Annotated in this window: 21 protein-coding genes; 9 read left to right on the top strand and 12 right to left on the bottom strand. The window is 66.8% G+C overall.

Features of this window, described 5'->3' with window-relative positions; genetic code table 11:
- Positions 1-107: 107 nt before the first annotated feature.
- Together C492_RS05275 and C492_RS05280 are read left to right on the top strand one after the other, a co-directional pair.
- Positions 108-887 carry an ABC transporter ATP-binding protein gene (locus C492_RS05275; RefSeq protein ID WP_008421197.1) on the top strand — a complete coding sequence of 260 codons (780 nt, stop codon included), beginning with the start codon at positions 108-110 and terminating at the stop codon, positions 885-887.
- Positions 884-2,257 (top strand): ABC transporter permease, encoded by a 1,374-nt coding sequence (locus C492_RS05280; protein WP_008421199.1) that lies wholly within the window; start codon positions 884-886, stop codon positions 2,255-2,257. The genes C492_RS05275 and C492_RS05280 overlap by 4 nt, the downstream gene beginning before the upstream one ends.
- Before the next feature lie 3 nt (positions 2,258-2,260).
- On the opposite strand, the gene C492_RS05285 is transcribed toward C492_RS05280, so the two are convergent.
- The 3 genes from C492_RS05285 to C492_RS05295 all read right to left on the bottom strand — a co-directional run bounded on the left by C492_RS05285 (position 2,261) and on the right by C492_RS05295 (position 6,023).
- Positions 2,261-2,893 carry a DUF5518 domain-containing protein gene (locus tag C492_RS05285; protein WP_008421200.1) on the bottom strand — a complete coding sequence of 211 codons (633 nt, stop codon included), beginning with the start codon at positions 2,891-2,893 and terminating at the stop codon, positions 2,261-2,263.
- Positions 2,894-2,932: 39 nt separating this feature from the next.
- Positions 2,933-5,302: an ATP-dependent DNA helicase gene (locus C492_RS05290; protein WP_008421203.1), complete on the bottom strand. Its 2,370-nt coding sequence runs from the start codon at positions 5,300-5,302 to the stop codon at positions 2,933-2,935.
- A gap of 94 nt (positions 5,303-5,396) precedes the next feature.
- On the bottom strand, positions 5,397-6,023 hold the full coding sequence (locus C492_RS05295) for a metal-dependent hydrolase (RefSeq protein WP_008421206.1): 627 nt from the start codon (positions 6,021-6,023) through the stop codon (positions 5,397-5,399).
- A 120-nt stretch (positions 6,024-6,143) separates the two neighbouring features.
- On the opposite strand from C492_RS05295, the gene C492_RS05300 reads away from it, so the two are divergent.
- Entirely contained in the window at positions 6,144-6,719 is a 576-nt protein-coding gene (locus C492_RS05300; protein WP_008421208.1) for a DUF1684 domain-containing protein, read from the top strand.
- Between the two features lie 66 nt (positions 6,720-6,785).
- On the opposite strand, the gene C492_RS05305 is transcribed toward C492_RS05300, so the two are convergent.
- Positions 6,786-7,466, bottom strand: a complete 681-nt coding sequence (locus C492_RS05305) for a class I SAM-dependent methyltransferase (protein ID WP_008421210.1) — start codon at positions 7,464-7,466, stop codon at positions 6,786-6,788.
- Positions 7,467-7,851: 385 nt separating this feature from the next.
- Between C492_RS05305 and C492_RS05310 the strand changes: the two genes are divergently transcribed.
- A complete protein-coding gene (locus C492_RS05310; RefSeq protein ID WP_008421211.1) occupies positions 7,852-8,430 on the top strand; it encodes a DUF7090 family protein in 579 nt (192 codons plus the stop codon).
- Here the strand turns inward: C492_RS05310 and C492_RS05315 are convergent.
- The 5 genes from C492_RS05315 to C492_RS05330 all read right to left on the bottom strand — a co-directional run bounded on the left by C492_RS05315 (position 8,427) and on the right by C492_RS05330 (position 11,546).
- The gene (locus C492_RS05315) at positions 8,427-9,209 is read right to left on the bottom strand and encodes a DUF7089 family protein (RefSeq protein WP_008421213.1); all 783 of its coding nucleotides are present in this window, start codon (positions 9,207-9,209) and stop codon (positions 8,427-8,429) included. The genes C492_RS05310 and C492_RS05315 overlap by 4 nt on opposite strands.
- Positions 9,209-9,298, bottom strand: a complete 90-nt coding sequence (locus C492_RS26010; protein WP_449289493.1) for a hypothetical protein — start codon at positions 9,296-9,298, stop codon at positions 9,209-9,211. Before C492_RS26010 ends, C492_RS05315 begins: the two co-directional genes overlap by 1 nt.
- Before the next feature lie 236 nt (positions 9,299-9,534).
- Positions 9,535-10,500, bottom strand: a complete 966-nt coding sequence (locus C492_RS05320; protein ID WP_008421215.1) for an OapC/ArvC family zinc-ribbon domain-containing protein — start codon at positions 10,498-10,500, stop codon at positions 9,535-9,537.
- Positions 10,500-10,901 (bottom strand): DUF2073 domain-containing protein, encoded by a 402-nt coding sequence (locus C492_RS05325; RefSeq protein ID WP_049892749.1) that lies wholly within the window; start codon positions 10,899-10,901, stop codon positions 10,500-10,502. The genes C492_RS05320 and C492_RS05325 overlap by 1 nt, the downstream gene beginning before the upstream one ends.
- Before the next feature lie 6 nt (positions 10,902-10,907).
- Positions 10,908-11,546, bottom strand: a complete 639-nt coding sequence (locus C492_RS05330; protein ID WP_008421219.1) for an Era-like GTP-binding protein — start codon at positions 11,544-11,546, stop codon at positions 10,908-10,910.
- A gap of 1,633 nt (positions 11,547-13,179) precedes the next feature.
- Here C492_RS05330 and C492_RS05335 point away from each other — a divergent pair.
- On the top strand, positions 13,180-14,835 hold the full coding sequence (locus C492_RS05335) for a Cdc6/Cdc18 family protein (protein WP_008421221.1): 1,656 nt from the start codon (positions 13,180-13,182) through the stop codon (positions 14,833-14,835).
- A gap of 28 nt (positions 14,836-14,863) precedes the next feature.
- Here the strand turns inward: C492_RS05335 and C492_RS05340 are convergent, their stop codons facing one another.
- Positions 14,864-15,850: a S24/S26 family peptidase gene (locus tag C492_RS05340; protein WP_008421223.1), complete on the bottom strand. Its 987-nt coding sequence runs from the start codon at positions 15,848-15,850 to the stop codon at positions 14,864-14,866.
- Between the two features lie 105 nt (positions 15,851-15,955).
- Here C492_RS05340 and C492_RS05345 point away from each other — a divergent pair, with 105 nt between their 5' ends.
- Positions 15,956-17,539, top strand: a complete 1,584-nt coding sequence (locus tag C492_RS05345; RefSeq protein WP_008421225.1) for a DNA-directed DNA polymerase II small subunit — start codon at positions 15,956-15,958, stop codon at positions 17,537-17,539.
- 18 nt (positions 17,540-17,557) lie between these two features.
- Complete coding sequence (locus C492_RS05350; protein WP_008421226.1) at positions 17,558-18,520, top strand: amidohydrolase family protein; 963 nt, start codon at positions 17,558-17,560, stop codon at positions 18,518-18,520.
- 11 nt (positions 18,521-18,531) lie between these two features.
- Here the strand turns inward: C492_RS05350 and C492_RS05355 are convergent, their stop codons facing one another.
- Positions 18,532-18,969, bottom strand: a complete 438-nt coding sequence (locus tag C492_RS05355) for a hypothetical protein (RefSeq protein ID WP_008421229.1) — start codon at positions 18,967-18,969, stop codon at positions 18,532-18,534.
- A gap of 212 nt (positions 18,970-19,181) precedes the next feature.
- Between C492_RS05355 and C492_RS05360 the strand changes: the two genes are divergently transcribed.
- Together C492_RS05360 and C492_RS22100 are read left to right on the top strand one after the other, a co-directional pair.
- Positions 19,182-20,360: an aspartate kinase gene (locus tag C492_RS05360; protein ID WP_008421231.1), complete on the top strand. Its 1,179-nt coding sequence runs from the start codon at positions 19,182-19,184 to the stop codon at positions 20,358-20,360.
- 114 nt (positions 20,361-20,474) lie between these two features.
- On the top strand, positions 20,475-20,621 hold the full coding sequence (locus tag C492_RS22100; RefSeq protein WP_008421233.1) for a DUF1328 family protein: 147 nt from the start codon (positions 20,475-20,477) through the stop codon (positions 20,619-20,621).
- A 137-nt stretch (positions 20,622-20,758) separates the two neighbouring features.
- Here C492_RS22100 and C492_RS05365 read toward each other — a convergent pair whose 3' ends face one another.
- Positions 20,759-22,387 carry a long-chain fatty acid--CoA ligase gene (locus C492_RS05365; protein ID WP_008421236.1) on the bottom strand — a complete coding sequence of 543 codons (1,629 nt, stop codon included), beginning with the start codon at positions 22,385-22,387 and terminating at the stop codon, positions 20,759-20,761.
- Positions 22,388-22,443: the final 56 nt, after the last annotated feature.

Here is a 22,443-nt window from a genome sequence, read left to right on the forward strand (position 1 = left end):
TACATTTTTCGTCGCCTACTAACAGTTCCGAGCGCGCACCCGATGTCGAATCCGGCCACCGTCACCGGAGTTGGAACCTTTTTCGGCCACGAGTCCATCGATACCGTATGACAGGATCGGGTGCCGGCACCGAAGCGGACGAGGCGACAGCCGTCAGCCTCGAGGACGTCCGGAAGACCTACCAGTTGGGTGAGCCGGTTCACGCCCTCGACGGGGTCGACCTCTCGATTCCCCGGGGTTCCTACACCGCGATCATGGGGCCCAGCGGCTCCGGGAAGTCGACGCTGATGAATCTGGTTGGTTGTCTCGACACGCCGACGGAGGGGACCGTCGTCGTCGACGGTGCGGACGTCGCCGCGCTTACCGACCGCGAGCGAACCGCCCTCCGCGGAACGACCGTCGGATTCGTCTTCCAGACGTTCAACCTCATGCCCCGGCTGACCGCCCTCGAGAACGTCGCGCTGCCCCAGCTGTTCCAGGGGGTCGACCGAGGCGAGCGCCGCGAGCGGGCCCGGGACCTGCTCGAGCGCGTGGGCCTCGGTGACCGCACCGACCACCTGCCGAAGGAGCTCTCGGGCGGGCAGCGCCAGCGGGTCGCGCTGGCGCGGGCGCTGGTGAACGATCCGGCGATCGTACTGGCCGACGAGCCCTCCGGGAACTTGGACACCGAGACCGAGGCGGAGGTCCTCGACCTCTTCGGCGAGTTCCACGACGCGGGGACGACGCTGGTCGTCGTCACCCACGAGCGCCACGTCGCCGAGCGCGCCGAGCGGATCGTCCACCTCCTGGACGGGCGAATCGAACGGATCGAGGAGCTCGGATCGGCGGGCGATCCCGGCGAGCCGGCTGAGCCGGCTGACGGCGGTAGAGAGAGGGAGGATCGATGAAACCCCTCGAGAGCCTGCGGCTGTCCTGGCGCTCGATCCGGGGCCACAAGCTCCGATCGGCGCTGACGACGCTCGGCATCGTGATCGGGATCGCCGCGGTGATCGCGTTCGTCACGCTGGGCGCGAGCCTGCAGGCGGGGATCGTCGGCGACATCAGCCCGGACGACCAGCGCAACGTCTACGGCTGGGCAGCCGACCCCGACACCGAGGGCGGGCCGCTGGCGGGCGCTCAACCGGTCGTCAGCGGGGACGACCTCGAGACGATCGAGGACTTCGAGGCCGTCGACGCGGCCTACGGCTACGCGCCGATCCAGAGCCAGGCGATCTCGAACGGCGACGAGCGCGTCGCCCAGGGCGACGGGGTGATCGCGACCGGGCCCTCCTACGTCCGGGAGGACAGTCTCCGCGAGGGCAGACAGTTCGAACAGGGCGAGCGCGAGGCCGTCCTCAACCCCGCCGCGGCGGGCCGATTCGAGGACAACGTCAGCGTCGGCGACGAGATCGCGATCACGACCCTCGGAGGGCAATCGACGACCGCGGAGGTGGTCGGGATCACCGACAGCAACGAGGGATTGAGTCCGTTCGAGGGGTTCGAGTCCTCCCCGCGGCTCTACGTGCCGACCGATCCGTACTACCTCGAGCAGGCCGACGCCGCCGGACTCGACGGCGGCGAGGGGCCGATCGGTCCCTCGGAGGGCGCAGACGGCGTCGCAGCCAACGGGAGCGAGGAGACGAACGAGGCCGCCGGGAGCGAACGGACCGGCGAAACGAACGCGGGGACCGACGGCAGCGACGTGCGCTTTCTCGCCGTCGTCGTCGAGGCTCCCTCCGCCGACTCGACCGACGTCGACGCCGCCCGTGAAGCCGCGGTCGACTACCTCGAGAGCGACGACTCCGACGCCAGCGAGTTCCTCGGCGACGAACTCGCGATGACGTTCCAGACCAGCGCCGAGTTGCTCCAGCAACTCGAGGACGTCCTCGAGCTGTTACAGAGCTTCATCGTCGGGATCGCGGCGATCTCCCTGCTGGTGGGCTCGATCGGAATCGCGAACATCATGCTGGTCAGCGTCACCGAGCGAACCCGCGAGATCGGGATCATGAAGGCCGTCGGCGCCCAGAATCGCGACGTTCTGGGGCTGTTCCTCGCCGAGGCGGTGATCCTCGGCATGGTCGGCGCGATCCTGGGAACCGCTCTCGGGCTGGTTGCGGGCTATCTGGGCGCGTGGTACGTCGATCTACCGCTGGTCTACCCCTACGAGTACGTGGCGCTCGCGGTCGCCGTCGGGCTCCTGGTCGGAATCCTCTCGGGGCTGTACCCCGCCTGGCGGGCCGCCCGGACGGACCCGATCGACGCGCTCCGGTACGAGTGACCGTTAGCCTCGCTCGTCGGGATCGTCCCCGCGACGCCGCGGCGGGTCCGACCGCCCGGACGACGGGCGGTCGGGTTCGAGATCGGAGTCTGCGCTCTCGGATTCCGGATCGTCCGCGCGCGCCGGGTCCACGCGACCGCGCTCGTTCGGCCGTCGGGACGGCGCTCGAGACGTGGGGTCGGCCGACGTGCGATCGCTTCTCCGGGCGCGACCGTCGCTCGAGCGGTCGCGGTCCATCCCGATCGTCTCCCGCGTTCGCGCGTGCCGCGTCGGGTACTTCCGCGCAAGGTAGGCCCCGAGATACCCGCCGAGCAGCGAGAGGCCGACGGTGTAGACGAACGCGAACAGGACCCCGACGAGGATCAGCAGGACGACGAACGCGAAGCCCTCCGCGGGCGCGGCGGCGACGCCGAACCCGAACCCGACGAAGCCGATCCCCAACACGGCGGCCGCGGCGATCGGGACGAACGCGATCGCGCCGGCGAGAGCGCCGACGATCGCTCCGTCGCGGTCGTTCGGCCCCTCGAGGAAGCCAGCGACGGCGCCGCCGATGACCGTGGAAAAGGGGATGAACGAGAGGACGATACCGACGATCGCACCGATGATCGCGTTGATGACCGTTCGGCCACTGACCATGCGGGATCGACGACGGGCAGGGGGAAAACCGTTGGGAGGTCAGGAGCGTCGCGACCGGAACCGATCGAGTCCGACCTCGAGCATGTCGGGGCTGACGGGCTGGAACTCGCCGTCGTCGGAGAGGTACTCTCGCACCGAGTCCCAGCTGTCCCGGGCGTAGCGCTCGTCGAGCAGGACCCGGACGCCGACGTCCTCGGCCGAGCGGATGACCCGGCCGACCGCCTGGCGGGCCTTCCGGACCGCCGGGATCGTCAGCGCGTACTCGAACCCGTCGCCGAAGGCGTCGTCGTAGGCCCGGCGCACGGCCGTCGTCCGCGGGCTCGAGGTGTTGACGATCGGGACGCCACAGACCACGGCAGCGGAGAGGCGGTCGCCGCTGTAGTCGACGCCTTCAGTGAGCGTCCCCCGCAGGCTCGTGACGAGCACCTTGCCCTCGCCCGCGAAGAAGTCGCTCTTGAGCGACTGGGTCGTCTCGTCGTCGCTGGCGGCGTCGAGCAGGACGGGTTTGTCGATCCGATCCTCGAGGGCGCCCGCGATCCACTCGGCTTCCGCGTAGCTCGGCATCCCGACAAGGACGTTGCCCGGGAGGCGGGCGACCGTCGCGACGGCGTCGGCGTAGTGGGTCCGCGTCGCGTTCGAGTCGCCGGGACGGCCCCGGTTGTCGTATGTGTACTTGGGCGCGGCGACCGCGAAGCTCTCGTGGTTCTCCTCGGGGAAGTGCAGGCCGTAGCGCCGTTCGACGACCGGCCGATTCCGCTCGTCGGCGAGGTGGTCCAGCCCCGTCACCTCGGTGAACGCCTCGACGGGCTCGAGGGTGGCGCTCATCAGGATCCCCCCGCCGAACGCCGCCAGGCGGTCGCCGATTGCGTCGCTGGGAACGCAGTTGTGCAGGGCGAGCCTGGCGGTGTAGGCACGCCGCCAGGAGTCGGCCGGTTCGGTCTCGTCCCAGGTGCGCTCGAGTTCGATCTCCCGGAAGTAGTCGGTGTGATCCCGGCGGTACCACTCCCCGAGGACGCGGCCGACGGCGGGGGCCGCGCGGGTGCGGTCCTCGTCCTCGGCCTCGTTTAACACGCGCTCGACGACGGCGCCGACGTCCTCGGCTCGGACCCAGACGGCGTCGCCGTAGCCCGCGTCGGCGGCCCACTCGGTGAGGTCGTCGACGGCCGGTTCCTGGGGATCCCGGAGCGGGATTTCGGCGTCCGAGAGCTCGGTCGGATTCGACTGCCACCCCCGGTGGTTCCGGTCGAGGTGGGCGGTAACGCGGCGGTCGAGTTCGTCCCGGAGGTCCCGAACGAACTCGAGGGTGCGGGATAGCTCCTCGGCGGAGACGTCGCTGTCCTCGAGTTCGCCCCGGACGAGGTCGGCGTCGGCCGTCTTCGAACCGCCCTGTGCCTGGCGACCCTCGCGTTCGAACTGCAGCGGTTGGAACACCCGGGAGAGCTCCGTTTCCGCGTCCCGCAACGTCTGGTCGGCGACGCCGTCGCTGACCAGATCGCGCACGCGGGGCTCGAGCATGTGGGCCTCGTCGCAGACGACGAACGTCGAGTCGTCGAGCAGAGCGCCCGTAAACGCGGTCGTCGTGGTCGGATCGAACGCGTGGTAGTAGTTGCCGACGACGACCTCGACGTGGCCGAGTGCGGCGCCCATCACGGAGTGGGGACAGGTGCCGTGGCGGACCGAGCGCGCGACGAGGTCGTCGGGGGTCAACATCCCGGCGTCGGTGAAATCGAAGGGGACGGCCTCGGCGGGGTCGCCGTCGTCCTCGTCGGGCAGGTCCTCGAGGTACTGGGCGTAGAAGGGACAGTACTCAGTCTCGGCGCCGACCGCGCCGCCGTCGCCGTAGGTCGGCATCTCCGGCGGGTAGGCTGCGGTCTCCCCGGCGGTCTCGAGGAACCGGCCTGCCGCTCCCGTCGCGCCGCTGTCGGCGAGGCCGGTCTGTTGCTGGCGGGCGCGGGCAGTCAGCGTGTCCGCGGTCGTCTCCCCGCCCTCGCCGGTCAGCTCGCGGGTCCGATCCCGCAGGCTCTCGCAGCGATCGTAGACGTTGCCGTCGTCGATTCCGCCCGCGCCCGCGCGGTTGTACGGGCAGACGTCGGCCTTCCCGACGAGGGTCAGCCCCGAGACGGGGTTCCAGTCGTCGGGGAGGTTCGCGTTGATCGTCGCTAAGTCCTCCTCGAACTGGCGTAGCTGCTGTTTGACGCTCGTGAGGACGAACACGCGCTCGTAGTCGGTGTCGGGGTCGCGAACGAGGTCGATCCCGGCGGTGAGCGCGATCATCGTCTTCCCGGTCCCGCAGGCGCCCTCGACGACGGTGTAGCCGCCGTCTCGGGCGGTGTCGATGGCGGTCTCGATACCGTCGACCTGCTCGTCGTAGGGCTGGGGGTGGCCGAAGATCGAGCGCCAGTCGGTCATTCCTGCCGTACTCATCGTCGGTCGCTCATAGCGTTGACGGACCGTAGCCGCGGCTTCGGATATAAACTTCGGCAGGGACCGACGACCGATCGCGTCAGCGGCTTCGGGAGTCGGTCGCCAGCGCGATCGACCGCTCGAGCAAGCGCTTGACCGCGAGCAGCGAATCTCGAAGGACCGGCGCGCCGTCGTAGAGCCACAGCAAGCCGGCGATCCCGGCCAGCCCGAACTGGAAGAGGAGGTACGGCGAGAGGTCGCCCGACAGCAGCTGGAAGAGGTACCGGAAGAAGTACACGAGGAACTGGTCGACCACGCCGATGCTCGTCTCGCGAGCGTAGAGCTGTGCCTGATCCTGCTCGAGGGGCCACAGGAGGACCCAGAAGCTGAGGTGCCCGTCGCGGAGGTAGCCGTCGAGGACGTCGGCGGGGAGGTGCGCGAGGTAGCCGAGGGCGAAGGCGAGGCCGGCCCGAAACCTGCCCCGGGACCGCGCGAGCGCGCCGACGGCGATCGACAGGGGGACGGCGAAGAAAATCGAGTGGCCGATCGCGTAGCCGACTTCGAAGATCTCGAACTCCCAGGCCAGGGGCTTGTCGATCAGGTCGGGGAGGACGGAGGCGAAGACGATCGCGAACGCCTCGAGCCCGCCGGGCGAGTCGCGGTAGTAGGCGTGATAGAACAGCGAGTACGCGACGTATCCGACGATCGCGTGTTCCCACGGCCACATACCCGTCCTCGGCCGTCGGGACTAATAACTCTTCCTGGGTAGTTAGTAACAATCGACGGATACGTGAAGCGTTCGGCGTCGGAGCACAACGCCTTCCCCGTTCGATTCCCAACCGACCGTATGAGCGATTCGATCGACGTCGACGAGTGGCGCGCGGAACTCGAGTCCAAACGCGCCGAGAAGGACGACTTCTTCGCCGAGCACCCCCAGTCGCCGGTCCCGCCCGAGGATCGCGACGGATTCGAGGGGCTGGAGTACTTCGAGCCCGATCCGACCTACCGAGTGACCGCGGCCGTGACCGCCCACGACGATCCCGAGGTCGTCCTGATGGACACGACCGCGGGTCGGGAGATGCGGTACCTTCGGGCCGCGACGCTCGAGTTCGAGTTCGATCGCGAGGACGAGGACCTCGAGGACGGCACGTTCGAGCTGGCGGCCTACCAGCTCGAGAGCCCGAACGAGGAGCCCTACTTCGTCCCGTTCCGGGACAAGACGACGGGCCAGCAGACCTACGAGGGCGGACGGTACATGGAACTCGCCGCAGATCGGGACCTCGAGACGGGCGACGAACTGGTCGTCGACTTCAACCTCGCGTACACGCCGTTTTGCGCCTACAGCGAGACGTTCGACTGCCCGCTGCCGCCGGAGGAGAACTGGCTCGAGGTGGCGATCCCGGCCGGCGAGCGGTTCGAGTAGCGTAGACGACCGGTCGTTGGGTTCGGATCGGCCGTTTCGGATCGACCGTCCCGTTTCGAGTCGAACTCAGTGCGCGACCCCGACCGTGAGCAGGGTGCCGTACTCGCGGTAGCGCTCGACCATCGCCTCGCGGGTGTCCCATTCCTCGAGCGGGAACTCCGCCTCGCTGGGGATGGCGATCTCTCGGTCCGGGATGTTGTCCTGCTCGGCGACCGAGAGACCCGCCGCGCGGAACGCCTCGCGGTACTGGTCGCGGTCCCAGCGGGTCATCTCCACGGTGATGTTGTCCTGCCACTCGTGGGAGTGGACGTTCTCCTCGTAGTAGTTGACGGCGCAGTAGAACGTGCCGCCCGGACGGAGGATCCGCGCGATCTCCTCGAGGGTCTCGTGGGGATCGGCGGCGTAGTAGAAGGCCTCCATCGACCAGACGTGGTCGATCGAGTCGTCGTCGAACGGCAAGGCGCCGAAGTCGCCGACGACGTAGCCGACCTGCGGATCGTCGGTGTAGCCCGCGGCGTTGCGGGCCATCTCGGGCGAGCCGTCGAGCCCGTAGATTCGCCCGGCCTCCTTGGTGTCCCGCAGCGCGCGGCCGGCGTAGCCGCTGCCACAGCCCAGATCGAGGACGGTGTCGCCGGGCTCGACGGGCAGCCGCGCGAGCGCGTGCTTTGCGGTGTGCCAGTGTCGTTCCTCCATGCCCCTGTCGCGGCCGCTCGTAGCCCACTCGTCGAACTCTTCGCGTACGCTCATACCGATACGCATTCCGCCAGAGGGTCAAAACGGGTTCGGCTCTCGACCGGAGCGCTACCGGTAGATTCTTTAGGCTGGCCTAAAAAGAGGGGAGCGGAGAGGTGTCGGACGGCCGAAATCCGTGGGCATCGGAGGCGGGCCGAGCGAGAAACCGTAGCGATTCCGACCTCTCGATCCTTCTCGTCGAAGCCGAACCGAACCAGCGACAGCGCCATCCGCCGCCGATCGATCGGATCCGACGGAGCGGCCGGGCCGCCTCGAGGACCCGTTTCCGTCCGCGAGGTGACGACACGGGTCGGATTCGGCGGACACGAGCGCGGGCGTCGCGTGCTGCCGGACGACACATCCGCAGAACTAAGTCAGTTCCGCCAATTGATCACGCAATATGGAGTACGAACTGGCGATCGAGGGGACCCCCGAGACGGTCCCCGGGGGCACCGGTATCCTTCTGTTGCACCCGAGCACCGGTGAGACCGACCGCATCGACACCGACTTTCTCAAGACCGACACCGACAACTTTCTGGTCGTCTCCACGCGAACGACCGCCCGCGAAGCCAGACAGAAACTCGAGTACTACGACGTCGACGAGACCTGCGCCGAAATTCTGGATACCCTGAGCATCGAACGGGGCTACTCGCGGCGATCCAGCGACACCGTCCACTACGTCGCCGCCCCCGACGACGTCGACGGCATCGTCGACCACATCGACGGATTCCTCTCGGATCACGACGGGAAGCTCCGGCTCAGCTTCGACTCGGTGACCGAACTCGCCTACTACGCCGGAGAGGAGCGAGCCCTCGAGGCCGCCGAGCGCATCCTCGAACTGCTCGAAGAACACGACGCCGTCGGCCTGTTCCACCTCTCGGAGGACCCCCACGACGAGGCGTTCGTCGAGCGGTTCCGCGAGCTGTTCGACGGCACCATCGATCTCGACGAGGACGGCACCGTCGAGGCGGCGTTCTAGTCCTCGAGCGCGTCGAACGTCTTTTCGGCCCACGTCACCGCGTAGTCCGACCCATGAACCCGGTAGGCGTCGGTGTCGAGCGCGGCGAACGGCGCCGGCAGCTCGAGCCCGTGTTTGATCGCGGCGCAGGCGAGTTCGGTCGCGTCCGCGAAGTCGGTCTCGCCGCGGGCGACGGCTTCCGGCAGTCCGGACACCCGCTCCTCCAGCCGAGCGCCCGCGTCTCGCCAGGCGTCGGCCAGCCCCGGGTGGGCGTCGTCCCACGCGGCGAACACCTCGCGCGTGCGAAGTCCCGTCCAGCCGTCGTACAGCGCCGCGGCGACCTGGTACGTGCCAGCCGGGTCGAGTGTCGTCGCCCGCTCGAGAGCGGGATACTCGTCTTCGAAAAAACCGATGAAGTGTTCGGGAACGCCCAGCCCGACCTCGACGAGCGCTTCCGCGAGCAGAAAGTCGAGGAACGGTTCGGGCGATCCCTCGACGCGAGGTTTGACGATGATCGTCGGCGGGTCGGTCTGGCGGGTCCAGGCAATGCTTCCGTCGCCGGGCATCCCGACCGTGAAGTCGCCGCTCGCGTAGCGGGCGAGCAGCTCCGGGACGTCCTCGGGGAGCCACGCGGCCGGGTACGTCGCCGGCTCGAGCGAGTCCACGAGCAGTCCGAGCTCCTCGGCCTGGGCCGGGGGGAGCGTCTCGAAGTCGCGCTCGCAGTCGACGACGACGGCGTCGGGCGCGTGTTCCTTCCGGACCGCCGCGACTGCGCTCGAGAGCTCTCGAGCGGCGAACATTAGACGAGAACGGTCTGGAAAATGATCAGGACCGACAGCAGCGCCGACGCGGCGATCGTGGCGAGAACGGCCTTGGTTGGGGTACTCATGTTCGGAGGCTATCGGCCGGGTCGCTTAAATCCATCTGTCTCGGTCGAAATCGCGACCTCACGAAGGCCCGGAGCGAGGGCGACGGCTCGTCGTTCGCGGGCACAATCGTCCCGACGGGCGTGGCGCGACCCCCGACGATCGTTCGCGCACCGTCGGTTCGACTGCAACGCTTCGCCGGAACGGGGCGCTTCGGGAGGCGGTACTCGAGGTTACAGTCGAAACGAGGGGGTCGGAATCACTCGTCCGCGTCGTCGTGCCAGGATTCGGGGACGTCGATAACGTAGCGGCCGTCCTCCTGGAGCGAGATGATGTACTCCTCACGGTTGTACAGTTCCATGAGGTTGAGTTCGTACTGCCCGGGTCGGAGGATCTTGATGCTCTCGAACTGTTCGTTGAGCTCGGCTCGGAGCTCCTCGATCGACGGCCGTTCGCCGGAGGGCTCGCTGACGACTCGACCGTTGTCGGGCGTCCGCTCGCGTTCGCCGTCGTCGATCGGGTCGACTTCGGTGATGGGATCGCCCCGCTGGGCCGCGCTCGAGCCGGACGGAAGGTCGTCGGCCGGGACGACCTCGCTGCGGGCGCTGGCCTGGGCCGAATCCTCCGACTCCGCCATCGTCGCCGTCTCGTACTCGCGCTCCCGCGTGTCGGTCGCCNGAGGGTCGGTCGCCGGTTCGTCCGTCGACTGCGCGCCGGAGCGGCCGTCGGCGTCGTCTATCGGCGTCTCCTCCGGCGCGAAAGAGCGGTCCTCCGGTCGACGGGCCGAGTCTGGCCACTCGGCGAACGAATCCCCGTCGCGGTCGGCGTTCGCCTCGTCTCGGTTCCCGGCCGGGGGCGTGTTCGAGTCGGCCGCTGCCGTCGGATCGTCCTCCTCGAGATCCGCCGAGCCGGCGCTGGCCGCGGGCTCGTTCGCGGCAGACGAGTTCGCCGCGTTGTCGGTCGACTCCGTCACCGATTCGGAAGAGACCCAGCTGCGGACGGTGTCGGCGGCCCGGGACGCGACGCCCTCGGACGCCGTTTCGGATCCGGAGCCCGCCTCCTCCCTCGTCTCCGATCGATCCCCGCCGGCTTCGGAGTCGGCGGTCGTCGAGTCCGGGTTCGGCGCGAACTGAAACTTGTTCCCGCCACAGTCCGGACAGCCCGAAAGCATCTCCTTGGAGCCGTCCGGAAACGTGTGACCGCAGTTCGTGCACTGGTGGGGCATTAGTTGCGGGACACGAGCGCGCTGATCAGGGTTTCGTCCTTGTGAAGCGTCTCGATCTGGTTCGCCGGACCGATCACCGTCAGCTTCGCCGCCGATTCGTTCGAACCCATGAGCCGACCGAGCAGCGACGAGTCCTTCGTCTCGGATTTGGGGTAGGTCTCGATCTCGATCCCGTTGAAGCCGGCGTCGGGACTGATCTCGGCCATCGTCATCTCGATGAGCTTGCTCTCCTCGTCGGGGGTCAGGCCCTCCTCGAGGATGACGATGTTCCCGTCGTGAACACCGTCGAGGATCATGCGGATCTTCTCCGTGGAGGCCAGCGACTCCATTCGCTCGCCGCTGATGAGGTCGATTTGTACGCCGTCACCGTCGGGGTCGTCCGGGTTAGTTGCCGTAGGCACGAGTGCTCACCCGAAGTACTCCGCGATGTTGTCGTAGACCTCGTCCATGTTCTCGCCCTCCTTCGCGGAGAGGGGGACCGTCTCGTGCTGGGGGAACGCGTCTTCGATCCGTTTGACGCTCGCCTCGTCGAGGTCGATCTTGTTGGCGAAGATCAGAACCGGGAGATCGCGGGATTCGATGATGCCGATCAGCATCGTGTTGACCTGCGTGATCGGGTCCTCGGCGCTGTCGAGGACGTAGATGACGCCGTCGACGTCCTCGCGAAGCCAGTGCATCGCCTCTGCGACGCCCTCGGTGGCTTCGCGAGAACGACGGATCGCGTCCTCCTCTTCCATCTCGTCGGTGAACTCCTCGTAGTCGACTTTTGTCGTGACACCGGGCGTATCGACGATGTCGATCGAAACCGACTGGCCGTTGCGTTCGATCTCGACGTCTTCCTTTCTGCGTGCGCGGCGCGTCTCGTGCGGAACGTGGCTCTCGGTGCCAACCGCGTCGCCGGTCCAGTCGCGAGCGATGCGGTTCGCGAGCGTCGTCTTTCCGGCGTTTGGCGGTCCGTAGATTCCGATTCGCTTGGGCGTTTCGTCAGTAAACAACCGATCCGTAACCCGGGAGATACTAGCTTTGAGTCCTGTTAACAATCCCATCCTTTTGGGCCCTCCAGCACCGCGAAGTGCGTCTGCGCGTACTACTAACTGAATTCACTTAAGCCTACGTCAGACGTGTAGAGTATCCGAACTTTGTGAAAGACATCCGTGACAAAGGGTATCGAACACCACATATATTAGTTATGATGTGTGTGAGAGGCACTGAAACGGTACGAGTGAGGACGAGTAGGGAGGCTGTGAGTAGAGAGGTTACAGGCGGGGAGACCCCAAGAGAGGAGTCCGACCGAGACGCGAGCATACGAGCGACAGTTGAAAGGGGGAGAGAAGAAGGAAGGACGGAGAGAGAAGAGGGAACCGCCCCCCACCCCTTCGTTTCAACTGGAACTGTCGAAAGGAGGGGATGGGGGGAGGGGTCCTCTAGTAGAGGAAGCTTTATATTCATAGCCTAGAAACAGTAGCCGCACTAGATCCCAAGGGTATAGTTTTGTTAGATATTACTAGTACAGATATAGTATTACTAGACGGGGCCTGACACTTTGTGACGAGATCTGACATTTTGTAGCTAGCCGCGACCAACTCGTTCAGCTACCTCGAGGATCTCAAGACCCCGATATCACAACGGAGAGGACTTCTCGTCCAGACACTCCGCTATAATCCGCCCGATCAGTCCCCCTCTCCCCCACCCCCTCCCTCGTCGATCTCCAGTTGAAACGAAGGGGTGGGGGAGGATGAGTGGTGGATCACCCCTCCGTTTCGATTCGAAGCCGATCCCACCGTCGAACGGATCGCGACCGGTGGAATCGTTCTGCCCGCTCCAATCTCGAAACTTCTGCCNCCCCTCCGTTTCGATTCGAAGCCGATCCCACCGTCGAACGGATCGCGACCGGTGGAATCGTTCTGCCCGCTCCAATCTCGAAACTTCTGCCCGCTCCAATCCCGAAACTGACTATCTTGCTGCCTACTACGATCCCCAAACTGATCACGACCACGTCCGATCGTCGCTTCTCGATCGTAGTCTGTTCCGCTGTATCGCGTGAATCGTTGTCTTTTCTCTCTACATCGTAGTTCCTCCACCGCATTGCGAGAGAATCCATCGCACTGTCAGGTCGCTTTCCAGCCTCCGTGGCGGACGGACTCATTTTGTTGGGACGCCGGCCCCTGACGCGTTCCCTCGGCAGCGTCTCGTTTCGATCGCTTCGGACGACGCCACCACGAATGGGTTGGTATCTGCCGAAGTCGTGATCGCTCGTCCTCGCGGCCAGGAGGGGACGGGAGACGGTTCTCCGATCGCCGCGGGACGGCACTTCCGAAACGACGGATCCGAGAACTCGATCGAAGTCGAAACCGGGACCCGACGTGGACGAAGCCCACGCTGATACGGAGAGTCACCGACCGAGGGTTCGGCCCTCGTCCGGTCCGACCCGTCAACAGCTCCGTACCGTTCGTGGCGACTCGAGTCCGTCTCGCGATTCGTTCCGCCGAAAAAGAATTCCATCCTACGTAGGTGAAAGGGAAGAATTTAATATCGCGGTCTTCCTCTGTTTCGTTTGCATCAACTGGATCCGAACCGGGTCCCCACCGCGGTTAATCGGCCGTGATGGCCGCTCAAACGCTGTCTTCCCGCCTTCGGATTCGGATCTCCACACGAAACCAGGGGGTGTTCCAACGACGGATGTCAGACGACAACCCAGAGCCGCCACGAACCGACGACGTCGAGGGCGAGACCGACGGATTCTCGACGACGCTCGAGGAGACGGCGATCGGCGACGAGGAACCGAGCCAGGGACTGTTCGACGACCTGCTCAGCGGGGAGCCGATCTTCGAGAACAAGGAGGTTCTCCGTCCGTCGTACACGCCCCACGAACTCCCCCACCGGACCGACCAGATCAACAAGATGGCGACGATCCTGGTCGCCGCGCTTCGGGGTGAGACGCCCTCGAACATCCTGATCTACGGGAAAACGGGAACTGGAAAGACCGCGAGCGCGAAGTTCGTTAGCAAGGAACTCGAGAGCACCTCCCAGAAGTACAGCGTCCCCTGCGACGTCGAGTACATCAACTGCGAAGTGACCGACACGCAGTACCGCGTCCTCGCCCAGCTCGCGAACAAGTTCATCGAGAAAAACGAGGCCCGGATCGATCGGCGAGTCGACGAGCTCGAGGACCGCCTCGCGGACCTCGAGGAGTACGACGGGGCCGACGATCCGTCCGACCCCGCCGAGCGGCCGGCGGACGGAACCGGCGGTACTGCCCCGACAGACGACGTTTCGTCTGGAACGGGAACCGACCCGCAGTCATCGAGTTCTCCAGTAGAAACGGAGGGGTCGAGCGACGAACTGGAACCCGACGCCGACTCGGCTCACCCGCTCACGTCCACGCCGTTTTCCGACCGCGAGGAAGTGCGGGCCCGGATCGACGAGCTCGAGGCCGACAGGGAGTCGTTCCAGGAGGTGCCGATGACCGGGTGGCCGACCGACCGGGTCTACAGCGTCTTCTTCGACGCCGTCGACTACGACGAGCGGGTCGTCGTCATCATGTTAGACGAGATCGACAAGCTCGTCGAGAAAAGCGGGGACGATACCCTCTACAACCTCTCCCGGATGAACTCCGAGCTCGAGAACTCGCGAGTATCGATCATCGGGATCTCGAACGACCTCAAGTTCACCGACTTCCTCGACCCCCGGGTCAAGTCCAGTCTCGGCGAGGAAGAGATCGTCTTCCCGCCGTACGACGCGAACCAGCTGCGGGACATCCTCCAGCACCGGTCGAACGTCGCGTTCAAGGCCGACGCGCTGTCCGACGACGTGATCCCGCTGTGTGCGGCCTTCGCCGCCCAGGAACACGGCGACGCGCGGCGGGCGCTTGATCTGTTACGAACCGCGGGTGAACTCGCCGAACGCTCCCAGGCCGAGACGATCGTCGAGAAACACGTTCGCCAGGCCCAGGACAAGATCGAACTCGACCGGGTCGTCGAGGTCGTGCGCACCCTCCCCACGCAGTCGAAGCTCGTCCTCTTCGCGATCATCCTGCTCGAGAAAAACGGCGTCCACAGCATCAACACCGGCGAGGTGTTCAACATCTACAAGCGCCTCTGCGAGGAGATCGACGCGGACGTCCTCACGCAGCGCCGCGTGACGGATCTCATCAGCGAGCTCGACATGCTCGGGATCGTCAACGCGGTCGTCGTCTCGAAGGGCCGGTACGGCCGGACGAAGGAGATCAGCCTCTCGGTACCGATCGACGAGACCGAGGCCGTCCTGCTTTCGGACTCCCGGCTGAGCAACATCGACGACATCCAGCCGTTCGTGCAGGCGCGGTTCGAGAACTAGGGGTCCTGCGTCGACTCGAGCGAGACGTCTATCCGCGCCGCCGCCCGACGACCGCCGCAGCTCCCGCACCGGTCGCGGCGACCGATCCGACGCTCGCACCGATCGCTTCAGCGCTCGAGAACGGCGCGCCGGCCGCGGTCGCGCCTGCGACGGTCTCGAGACCGGGCTGGGGTGCGAGGACGCCGCCCATGATCGAGTCGAACGCGAGTCGGACGTAGCCCAGCCACGGGATGCGGAACGACGCCTTGCCGGTGATCCAGCCGGGTCGGACGATGTCGGTGTTCGCGCCGCCGCGCTGGTACTGATCGTAGTAGGGGTTCGCGTCGCCCTTCGTGACGAAGCCGTCGTGGGCGGCCGGACAGGTCCGGAGCTGGTCGCAACTCGCCCCGTCGAGGTACTCGGGTTCGGCCTTGGTGTCGACCCAGTTTTCGCCCTCCTCGACCCAGAAGTGTGCGCGGTGTATCACCGGCGTCTGGTGGGCCTGTCCGTCGGGTTCGAAGACGACGACGTCGCCGCCCTCGCCGAACTTCTGGTGATCGTCGCCGTTCTCCTGAGTGACGATTCCGGTGTCGCCCGTGGCCTCGTCGCCCACGAAGCGGTCGTCCGCGACGACAAAGATGAGATCGCCGACCTCCATGTTCGGCTCCATACTCCCGCTCTCGACGGCCACCAGCGGGGGCCAGACGCCGCTGACCCCGAACAGCAACAGACCGATGACCGCGACGATCGCGACGCTGCTCAGGACGTCCCGCACCAGCACGACGGAGTCGTCGTCGGTCCCGAAAAACCAGCGAACGACGCCGTCGTCCTCGATCGTGACGTCGTCGCCCTCGGAACTCGAGCCGCCGTGTTGCACGACGGTCCCGTCGCCGCTGGAGTCGCCACCGGGTCCAGTTCGATCGTTGTCCCCCGACCTCGGTTCGGCGGTCCCGTCCGACGGGGCCTCGCGCGGGTCGCGGCGGTGTGGCTCGTCTCTCTCGTCGCTGGTCTCGTCTCCGGGATCGGGACCGCTCATCGTTCCGTGCTATACCGGGCCCGGCCATCAAGTTTCTGTTCGTCGGACCGACGTTCACGACGGTCATCCGCTACCCTTTTGGCGTCGCTCGCGAATGCGAGGCGTGTGCCACTCGAGGGGGCCGCCCGGATCGTCAGCGAACTCACGAGCCGCGGCTACAACGCCGAGCGCGAGGCCGTAACCCGGATCGCGTCGACCGAGGATCCGGCGGCGACCCTCGAGCGCGTGCTCGAGGCGCTGCCCGACGACGCGCTCGTCGTCCGGTCCGACCACGTCGACCCCGCTCTCGAGGACGCGACCGAACCGGCCTCCGACGGCGGTCGAACCGCCGGGCAGACGGGTTCCGCGGCCGAACACGCCCCCGTTTCGACTGGAGGCGACAGCGCGCCGTCGCCACCGAACGACGGCGGTTTTCCAGTCGAAACGAAGGGGGTCGGCGAGGGACGCGGGAACGCCGGAAGCGACAGGTCCGTGGACCCCCTCCAGCGCTCGATCGAGATCGTCGGCGACATGACCGGCGAGAGCACGGGTACCGGCGAGTACGGCGACTTCGTCTCGGTGTTTCGCGATCGGCTCGAGCGGCTCGGATCGAAGCTTCGCGGGCGGGTCAACCACCGGCCTGCGACGGCCGTCCAGTCGATGCCGGGCGGGAGCGAGGCCGCGATGGTCGGCCTGGTCAACGACGTGCGATCGACCGCCAGCGGCCACTGGCTGATCGAACTCGAGGACGCGACCGGAACCTTCCCGTGGCTCGTGATGAAGGATCGCGAGTACGCCGATCTCGTGGACGAACTGCTGTACGACGAGGTACTGGCGATGGAGGGGACCCTCGCGGACGACTCCGGAATCGCGTTCGTCGACTCGATGTACTTTCCGGACGTTCCCCGCACGCACGAGCCCTCGACGGCCGACCGTCACGTGCAGGCGGCGCTGATCAGCGACGTCCACGTCGGCAGTCAGGAGTTCATGGGCGAGGCCTGGAACCGCTTCGCCGACTGGCTGCACACCCCCGAAGCCCAACACGTCGAGTACCTGCTGATCGCCGGCGACATGGTCGAGGGCGTCGGGGTCTACCCGAACCAGGACGAGGAGCTCGACATCGTCGACATCTACGAGCAGTACGAGGCGTTCAACGAACGGCTAAAGCGAGTACCCGGCGACCTCGAGGTCGTCATGATCCCGGGCAACCACGACGCGGTGCGGCTCGCGGAACCCCAGCCCGGGTTCGACGAGGAGCTTCGGGAGATCATGTCCGCACACGACCCCCGGATCGTCAGCAACCCCTCGACCGTGACCCTCGAGGGCGTCTCGATACTGATGTACCACGGCGTCAGCCTCGACGAGGTCATCGCGGAACTGCCCGAGGAGAAAGCGAGCTACGACGAGCCACACCGGGCGATGTACCAGCTGCTCAAGAAGCGCCACGTCGCCCCGCAGTTCGGTGGTCACACCCGGCTCGCGCCCGAGGAGAAGGACTACCTCATCATGGAGGAGGTGCCCGACATCTTCCACACCGGTCACGTCCACAAGCTCGGCTTCGGCAAGTACCACGACGTCCTCGCGATCAACTCCGGCTGCTGGCAGGCCCAGACCGACTTCCAGCGCAGCGTCAACATCGACCCCGACGCCGGGTACGCCCCGATCGTCGACCTCGATACCCTCGACGTGACCGTCCAGAAGTTCAGCTGACGCCGATTCCAGCCCCACATGTCCCCCGAAGACGCCGACTCACCGCCCGTACGCGCCGACTCGCCGCTCGACGGAGCTGAACCCCTGACCGAGGACGCCGACCCGCCGTCCGACGATCGGTCCGATCCGTTCTACCCCGCCATCGACGTCCACACCCACGTCCTCCCCGAGCGACTGCTGGCGGCGATCCGTCGATCGCTCCGCCGAGAGGCCGGCTGGGAGTTCTCGCTTCCTACCGCACCGTCGGCGATCGACGACGTCCTCCGAGCGGCGGGCGTCGCCGCCTTCGTCGCGCTGCCGTACGCCCACGAGCCAGGCGTCGCACGCGAGCTGAACGGGTGGGTGCTCGAGCGAGCCGCGTCCTCGGACCGCCTGCTTCCGTTCGCGACGGTCCATCCAGACGACGACGTCGGGTCGGTCGTCCGGGACGCCTTCGACGCCGGCGCGCGCGGGCTGAAGATCCACTGCCCGGTCCAGGAGTGTCGGCCCGCGGATCCGCGCCTCGAGCCCGCCCTCGAGGCCGCCGCCGAGCGCGATCGGCCGATCACCTACCACGGCGGAACGGCGCCGATGTTCCAGGACAGCCCCTACGTGGGCGCGGACGCCTTCGCCGAGCTGCTCGACTCCTACCCCGAGCTCCGGGTCTGTTGTGCCCACATGGGAACGTACGAGGTCGATCGGTTCCTCGCGTTCGCGCGGGAGTACGACGGCGTCTACCTCGACACGACGGTCGCGATGGCGAGGGCGGCCCCGGAGACGATCGGATTCGATCCGTCCTCGATCGCCGACGAGACCCTCGCGGCGCTCTCCGGGTCGATCATGTACGGCTCCGACGCGCCGAATATTCCGTACCGGTACCGCGAGGAGCGAGTCGAACTGCTCGAGCGCGACCTGCCGCGAGAAACGCTGCGCGATATCTTCTTCCGAACCGCCCTCGAGTACCTGGACCTCGAGGCCGAAGCGGTCGTCGGGCGAGACTGACGGGACGGGGATCAGCCCTCGAGGCGAAACCGAACCGTCGAGGCGCCGTCGAACCGCGGCCCCGGACCGCGGCGATCGAACCCCAGCTCCCGGGCCGCGTCCTCGATCAACCCGGCGTCGGACGCGATCAGTACCTCGACGGCCATCCCCTCGCGCTCGGCGAACCGGACCGGTTCGGCGAGCAGCCGCTTGCAGGCGTCGGGGGTGCCGTCGAGCTGGGTGACGTGGACGGTATCCTCGCGCGCGTCGAAACTGACGAAGCCGAGCAGGTCCTCCGGATCCGAGCCGGCGTACTGGGACTCCGAGACGTCGGCGTTCGGGTCGTGCGTGCCGTCCTCGGCGACCCGGACGGTGCGGTCGTGGACCAGGTTCCGCATCACGTCGGTCGGGGAGTCGGCGATCGCCGCCAGCGCGTCGGCGTCGGCCTCGAGTGCGTCCCGTACGTTCATTGGGGCGTGGTAATGGCACCCACAAATATAAATCCAGTTGGAATCGCCTCGAGTCCGAACGCGCACCGTCTCCGCGCCGCCCGGGGGCGAAGACGGGGGTGGGATCGGTGAGGGTAAAAGTCGGGCCGATGAGACACAGTTATCTGCCCGCCCTTGCAACCACCTCGCATGAGTCCATCCACCAGGTTACCGTCGGACCGCGAGGTGTCAGTATGCGCGTCGTAGCGAAGTTCGGAGGCACGAGTCTCGGCAGCGGCGACCGGATCAACCGCGCCGCCGACTCGATCGCCGCGGCCGTCGATGACGGCCACGAGATCGCCGTCGTCGCCAGCGCGATGGGGTCGACAACCGACGAACTGCTCGACGAGATCACCTTCGAGACCGACGAAGCCGACCGCGCCCAGATCGTCAGCATGGGCGAGCGGACCTCGGTCCGAATGCTCAAGGCCGCGCTGTCGGCCCGCGACGTCGACGCGACGTTCCTCGAGCCCGGCAGCGAGAACTGGCCCGTCGTCACTGACGAGTACGGCGAGGTCGACGTCGAGGAGAGCCAGAAGCGAGCCCGCGAGGTCGCCGCAGAGCTCGACGAAACGGTCCCGGTAATCACGGGCTTTCTCGCGGAGGGGCCGGACGCTTCGGTGACGACGCTCGGTCGCGGCGGCAGCGACACGACCGCCGTGATGATGGGCAAGTACATGGACGCCGACGAGGTCGTCATCGTCACCGACGTCGAGGGCGTCATGACCGGCGACCCCAACGTCGTCGAGGGCGCCCGCAACGTCGGCGAGATCTCCGTCGACGAGCTTCGTAACCTCTCGTTCCGGGGTGCGGAGGTCGTCGCACCCTCGGCGCTTTCCTACAAGGACGGAACCCTGTCGGTTCGGGTCGTCCACTACCAGCACGGCGACCTCCTCTCGGGCGGCACGAGCATCGAGGGCGAGTTCGAGAACCTGGTCGACCTCCGGGAGCGACCGCTGGCCTGCCTGACCGTCGCGGGCCGTGCGATCCGCAACCAGCCGGGCGTGTTCAACCACCTCTCCCAACCCCTCAGCGAGGCCGACATCAACATCGACGCCGTCGCCAGCGGGCTCGACAGCATCACCTTCTACGTCGACGAGGACGATGCCGAGCGCTCCGAGACCATCCTCCACCGGGAGGTCATCGCTCGCGACGAACTCTCGAGTGTCACCGTCGACGAGTCGCTGGCGGTCGTCCGGGTCACCGGCGGCGAACTGCCCAACCAGCCGGGCATTATCGGCGAGATCGTCAACCCGCTGGCGGAGGCCCGCATCAACGTCCACGACATCATCACCAGCGCGACCAGCGTCGCCATCTTCGTCGACTGGGACGACCGCGAGGAGACCCTCGAGCTGACTCAGGGGCTCTTCTAGCACCCGGAGCGAGCGACCGTTCGCGCTCGACGCCGCCGTTTTTCGCGCCGGAATCGTTACCGTTTGGCAGATTCAGGCTCAACGCACTTTTGATATCCCCTCGAAACACGAGGTATGCTAGAACTGGCACTCCTGTTCTTCGTCATCGCACTGATCGCTGCGGCGCTCGGCGCCGGCGGCGTCGCGGGCGTCTCCATGACCATCGCGAAGTGGCTCGTGCTCGCGTTCCTGGTCCTGGCCGCGCTGTCGCTGCTGCTGTGACGGCGGGGCGATCCCGGCCGCGCATCGCCGCGACGACCGACCGGTTCCGCGTTCGCGCGTCCGAGAGCCGACGGCTCGCCGCGTCGAGCTAACGGAGCGTCGATTCGAAGTCGTCCTCGCGGTCGATCCGGCGAGCGCTACTCGTCCTCGAGCAGCGCCGCGGTCTCGTACTCCTCGCGCAGCACCTTCTTGTCGAACTTGCCGGTCGCCGTCTTGGGCACCTCGTCGATTCGGACGACCGCGTCGGGGGTCCACCAGTCGGGGTAGTCCTCCGCGACGAACGACCGGACCTCGTCGTGGAGTTCGTCCTCGCTCATCCCGGCGTTTTCGGTCGGGACGACGAACGCGACGGGGCGTTCCTGCCACTTCTCGTGGGGCGCGCCGATGACGGTCGCCTCGCTGACGGCGTCGTGGGCCATGATCGCGTTCTCGAGTTCCACCGAGGAGATCCACTCGCCGCCGCTTTTGATCACGTCCTTCGCGCGGTCGACGATCTTGACGTAGCCGTCCTCGTCGACGGTGACGATGTCGCCCGTCTTGAGCCACGAGCCCTCGAAATCCTCCTCGTCGGCGTCGGGACGCTCGAAGTAGGAATCGGTGACCCACGGGCCGCGAACGTAGAGTTCGCCGAAGTCTTCGCCGTTCCAGGGAACCTCCTCACCCGAATCGTCGACGACCGTGAACTCGAGGCCGGGGACGATCAGCCCCTGCGTGGCCTGTTTTTCGTACTGCTCCTCCGCGGGGAGATCCTCGAGTCCCTCCTTGAGGTGAGCGACGGTACCCAGCGGCGACATCTCGGTCATCCCCCAGGCGTGGACGACCTCGACGCCCATCTCGTCGAACTCCCGGATCAGGCTCTTGGGCGCCGCGCTGCCGCCGATGACGATCCGCTCGAGCGAGGAGAGATCGGCGCCGCGTTCCTGGACGTACTCCAAGACGCCGAGCCACACCGTCGGCACGCCGGCGGTGATCGTGACGCCCTCCTCCTCGATGAGTTCGACCAGATCCGCGGGGTCGGGCGAGGGGCCGGGGTAGACGTGTTTCGCGCCCGCGGCGGTCGTCGAGAACGGCAGCCCCCACGCGTTGACGTGGAACATCGGGACGACCGGCATGACGACGTCGTCCGCGGCGATGCCCAGCCCCTGCGGGGTCAGCGTCATCATCGTGTGGCTCCAGAGCATCTGCTGGGTGTACTCGACGCCCTTGGGCTTGCCCGTCGTCCCCGAGGTGTAACACATCCCGGCGGGGCTGTCCTCGTCGAGTTCGGGCCACTCGTAGTCGGCTGACTGGGCGCCGATAAAGGACTCGTAGTCGGTGACGGACCCGAGGTCGGTCTCCGGCACCGCGTCGCCCATCACGACGAACTGCTCGACGCTCGAGAACGTCTCCTCGTCGTAGGCGGCCTCGAGGGGCTCGAGCAGCGACGGGTCGACGAACAGCAACCGATCTTCGGCGTTCTCGACGATGTACTGGATGTGTTCGGCCGGGAGCAGCGGGTTGATCGTGTGCAGCTGGCTCCCGCTGTTCGGCACCGCGAAGTAGGCCTCCGCGTGGCGGTGGTGGTTCCAGCAGAAGGTGCCGACGCGGTCGCCCTCGCCGATCCCGGCCTCCTCGAGGGCGTTCGCGAGTTGTCGGGTGCGGTCGCCGTACTCCGCGTAGGTGTTGCGAACGATCCCGTCGCCGGTTCGGGAGACGACCTCCTGGTCGGGGTGCAGCCGCTCGGCGCGCCAGAGAAACGGTCGGAGCGTCTGGTCGTAACCTGCCATACTCGATCATTATTATCCATACTTAATAACGGTGCGTCTCGCGGGCGGTCAGGTTG

Origin of the sequence: Natronococcus jeotgali DSM 18795, from assembly GCF_000337695.1 — an archaeon.
Taxonomy (GTDB): Archaea; Halobacteriota; Halobacteria; order Halobacteriales; family Natrialbaceae; genus Natronococcus; species Natronococcus jeotgali.

Coding starts and splice junctions, on each gene's coding strand:
- C492_RS05275 (WP_008421197.1), top strand. CDS start 108: ATGACAGGATCGGGTGCCGGCACCGAAGCGGACGAGGCGACAGCCGTC.
- C492_RS05280 (WP_008421199.1), top strand. CDS start 884: ATGAAACCCCTCGAGAGCCTGCGGCTGTCCTGGCGCTCGATCCGGGGC.
- C492_RS05285 (WP_008421200.1), bottom strand. CDS start 2,893: ATGGTCAGTGGCCGAACGGTCATCAACGCGATCATCGGTGCGATCGTC.
- C492_RS05290 (WP_008421203.1), bottom strand. CDS start 5,302: ATGACCGACTGGCGCTCGATCTTCGGCCACCCCCAGCCCTACGACGAG.
- C492_RS05295 (WP_008421206.1), bottom strand. CDS start 6,023: ATGTGGCCGTGGGAACACGCGATCGTCGGATACGTCGCGTACTCGCTG.
- C492_RS05300 (WP_008421208.1), top strand. CDS start 6,144: ATGAGCGATTCGATCGACGTCGACGAGTGGCGCGCGGAACTCGAGTCC.
- C492_RS05305 (WP_008421210.1), bottom strand. CDS start 7,466: ATGAGCGTACGCGAAGAGTTCGACGAGTGGGCTACGAGCGGCCGCGAC.
- C492_RS05310 (WP_008421211.1), top strand. CDS start 7,852: ATGGAGTACGAACTGGCGATCGAGGGGACCCCCGAGACGGTCCCCGGG.
- C492_RS05315 (WP_008421213.1), bottom strand. CDS start 9,209: ATGTTCGCCGCTCGAGAGCTCTCGAGCGCAGTCGCGGCGGTCCGGAAG.
- C492_RS26010 (WP_449289493.1), bottom strand. CDS start 9,298: ATGAGTACCCCAACCAAGGCCGTTCTCGCCACGATCGCCGCGTCGGCG.
- C492_RS05330 (WP_008421219.1), bottom strand. CDS start 11,546: ATGGGATTGTTAACAGGACTCAAAGCTAGTATCTCCCGGGTTACGGAT.
- C492_RS05335 (WP_008421221.1), top strand. CDS start 13,180: ATGTCAGACGACAACCCAGAGCCGCCACGAACCGACGACGTCGAGGGC.
- C492_RS05340 (WP_008421223.1), bottom strand. CDS start 15,850: ATGAGCGGTCCCGATCCCGGAGACGAGACCAGCGACGAGAGAGACGAG.
- C492_RS05350 (WP_008421226.1), top strand. CDS start 17,558: ATGTCCCCCGAAGACGCCGACTCACCGCCCGTACGCGCCGACTCGCCG.
- C492_RS05355 (WP_008421229.1), bottom strand. CDS start 18,969: ATGAACGTACGGGACGCACTCGAGGCCGACGCCGACGCGCTGGCGGCG.
- C492_RS05360 (WP_008421231.1), top strand. CDS start 19,182: ATGCGCGTCGTAGCGAAGTTCGGAGGCACGAGTCTCGGCAGCGGCGAC.
- C492_RS22100 (WP_008421233.1), top strand. CDS start 20,475: ATGCTAGAACTGGCACTCCTGTTCTTCGTCATCGCACTGATCGCTGCG.
- C492_RS05365 (WP_008421236.1), bottom strand. CDS start 22,387: ATGGCAGGTTACGACCAGACGCTCCGACCGTTTCTCTGGCGCGCCGAG.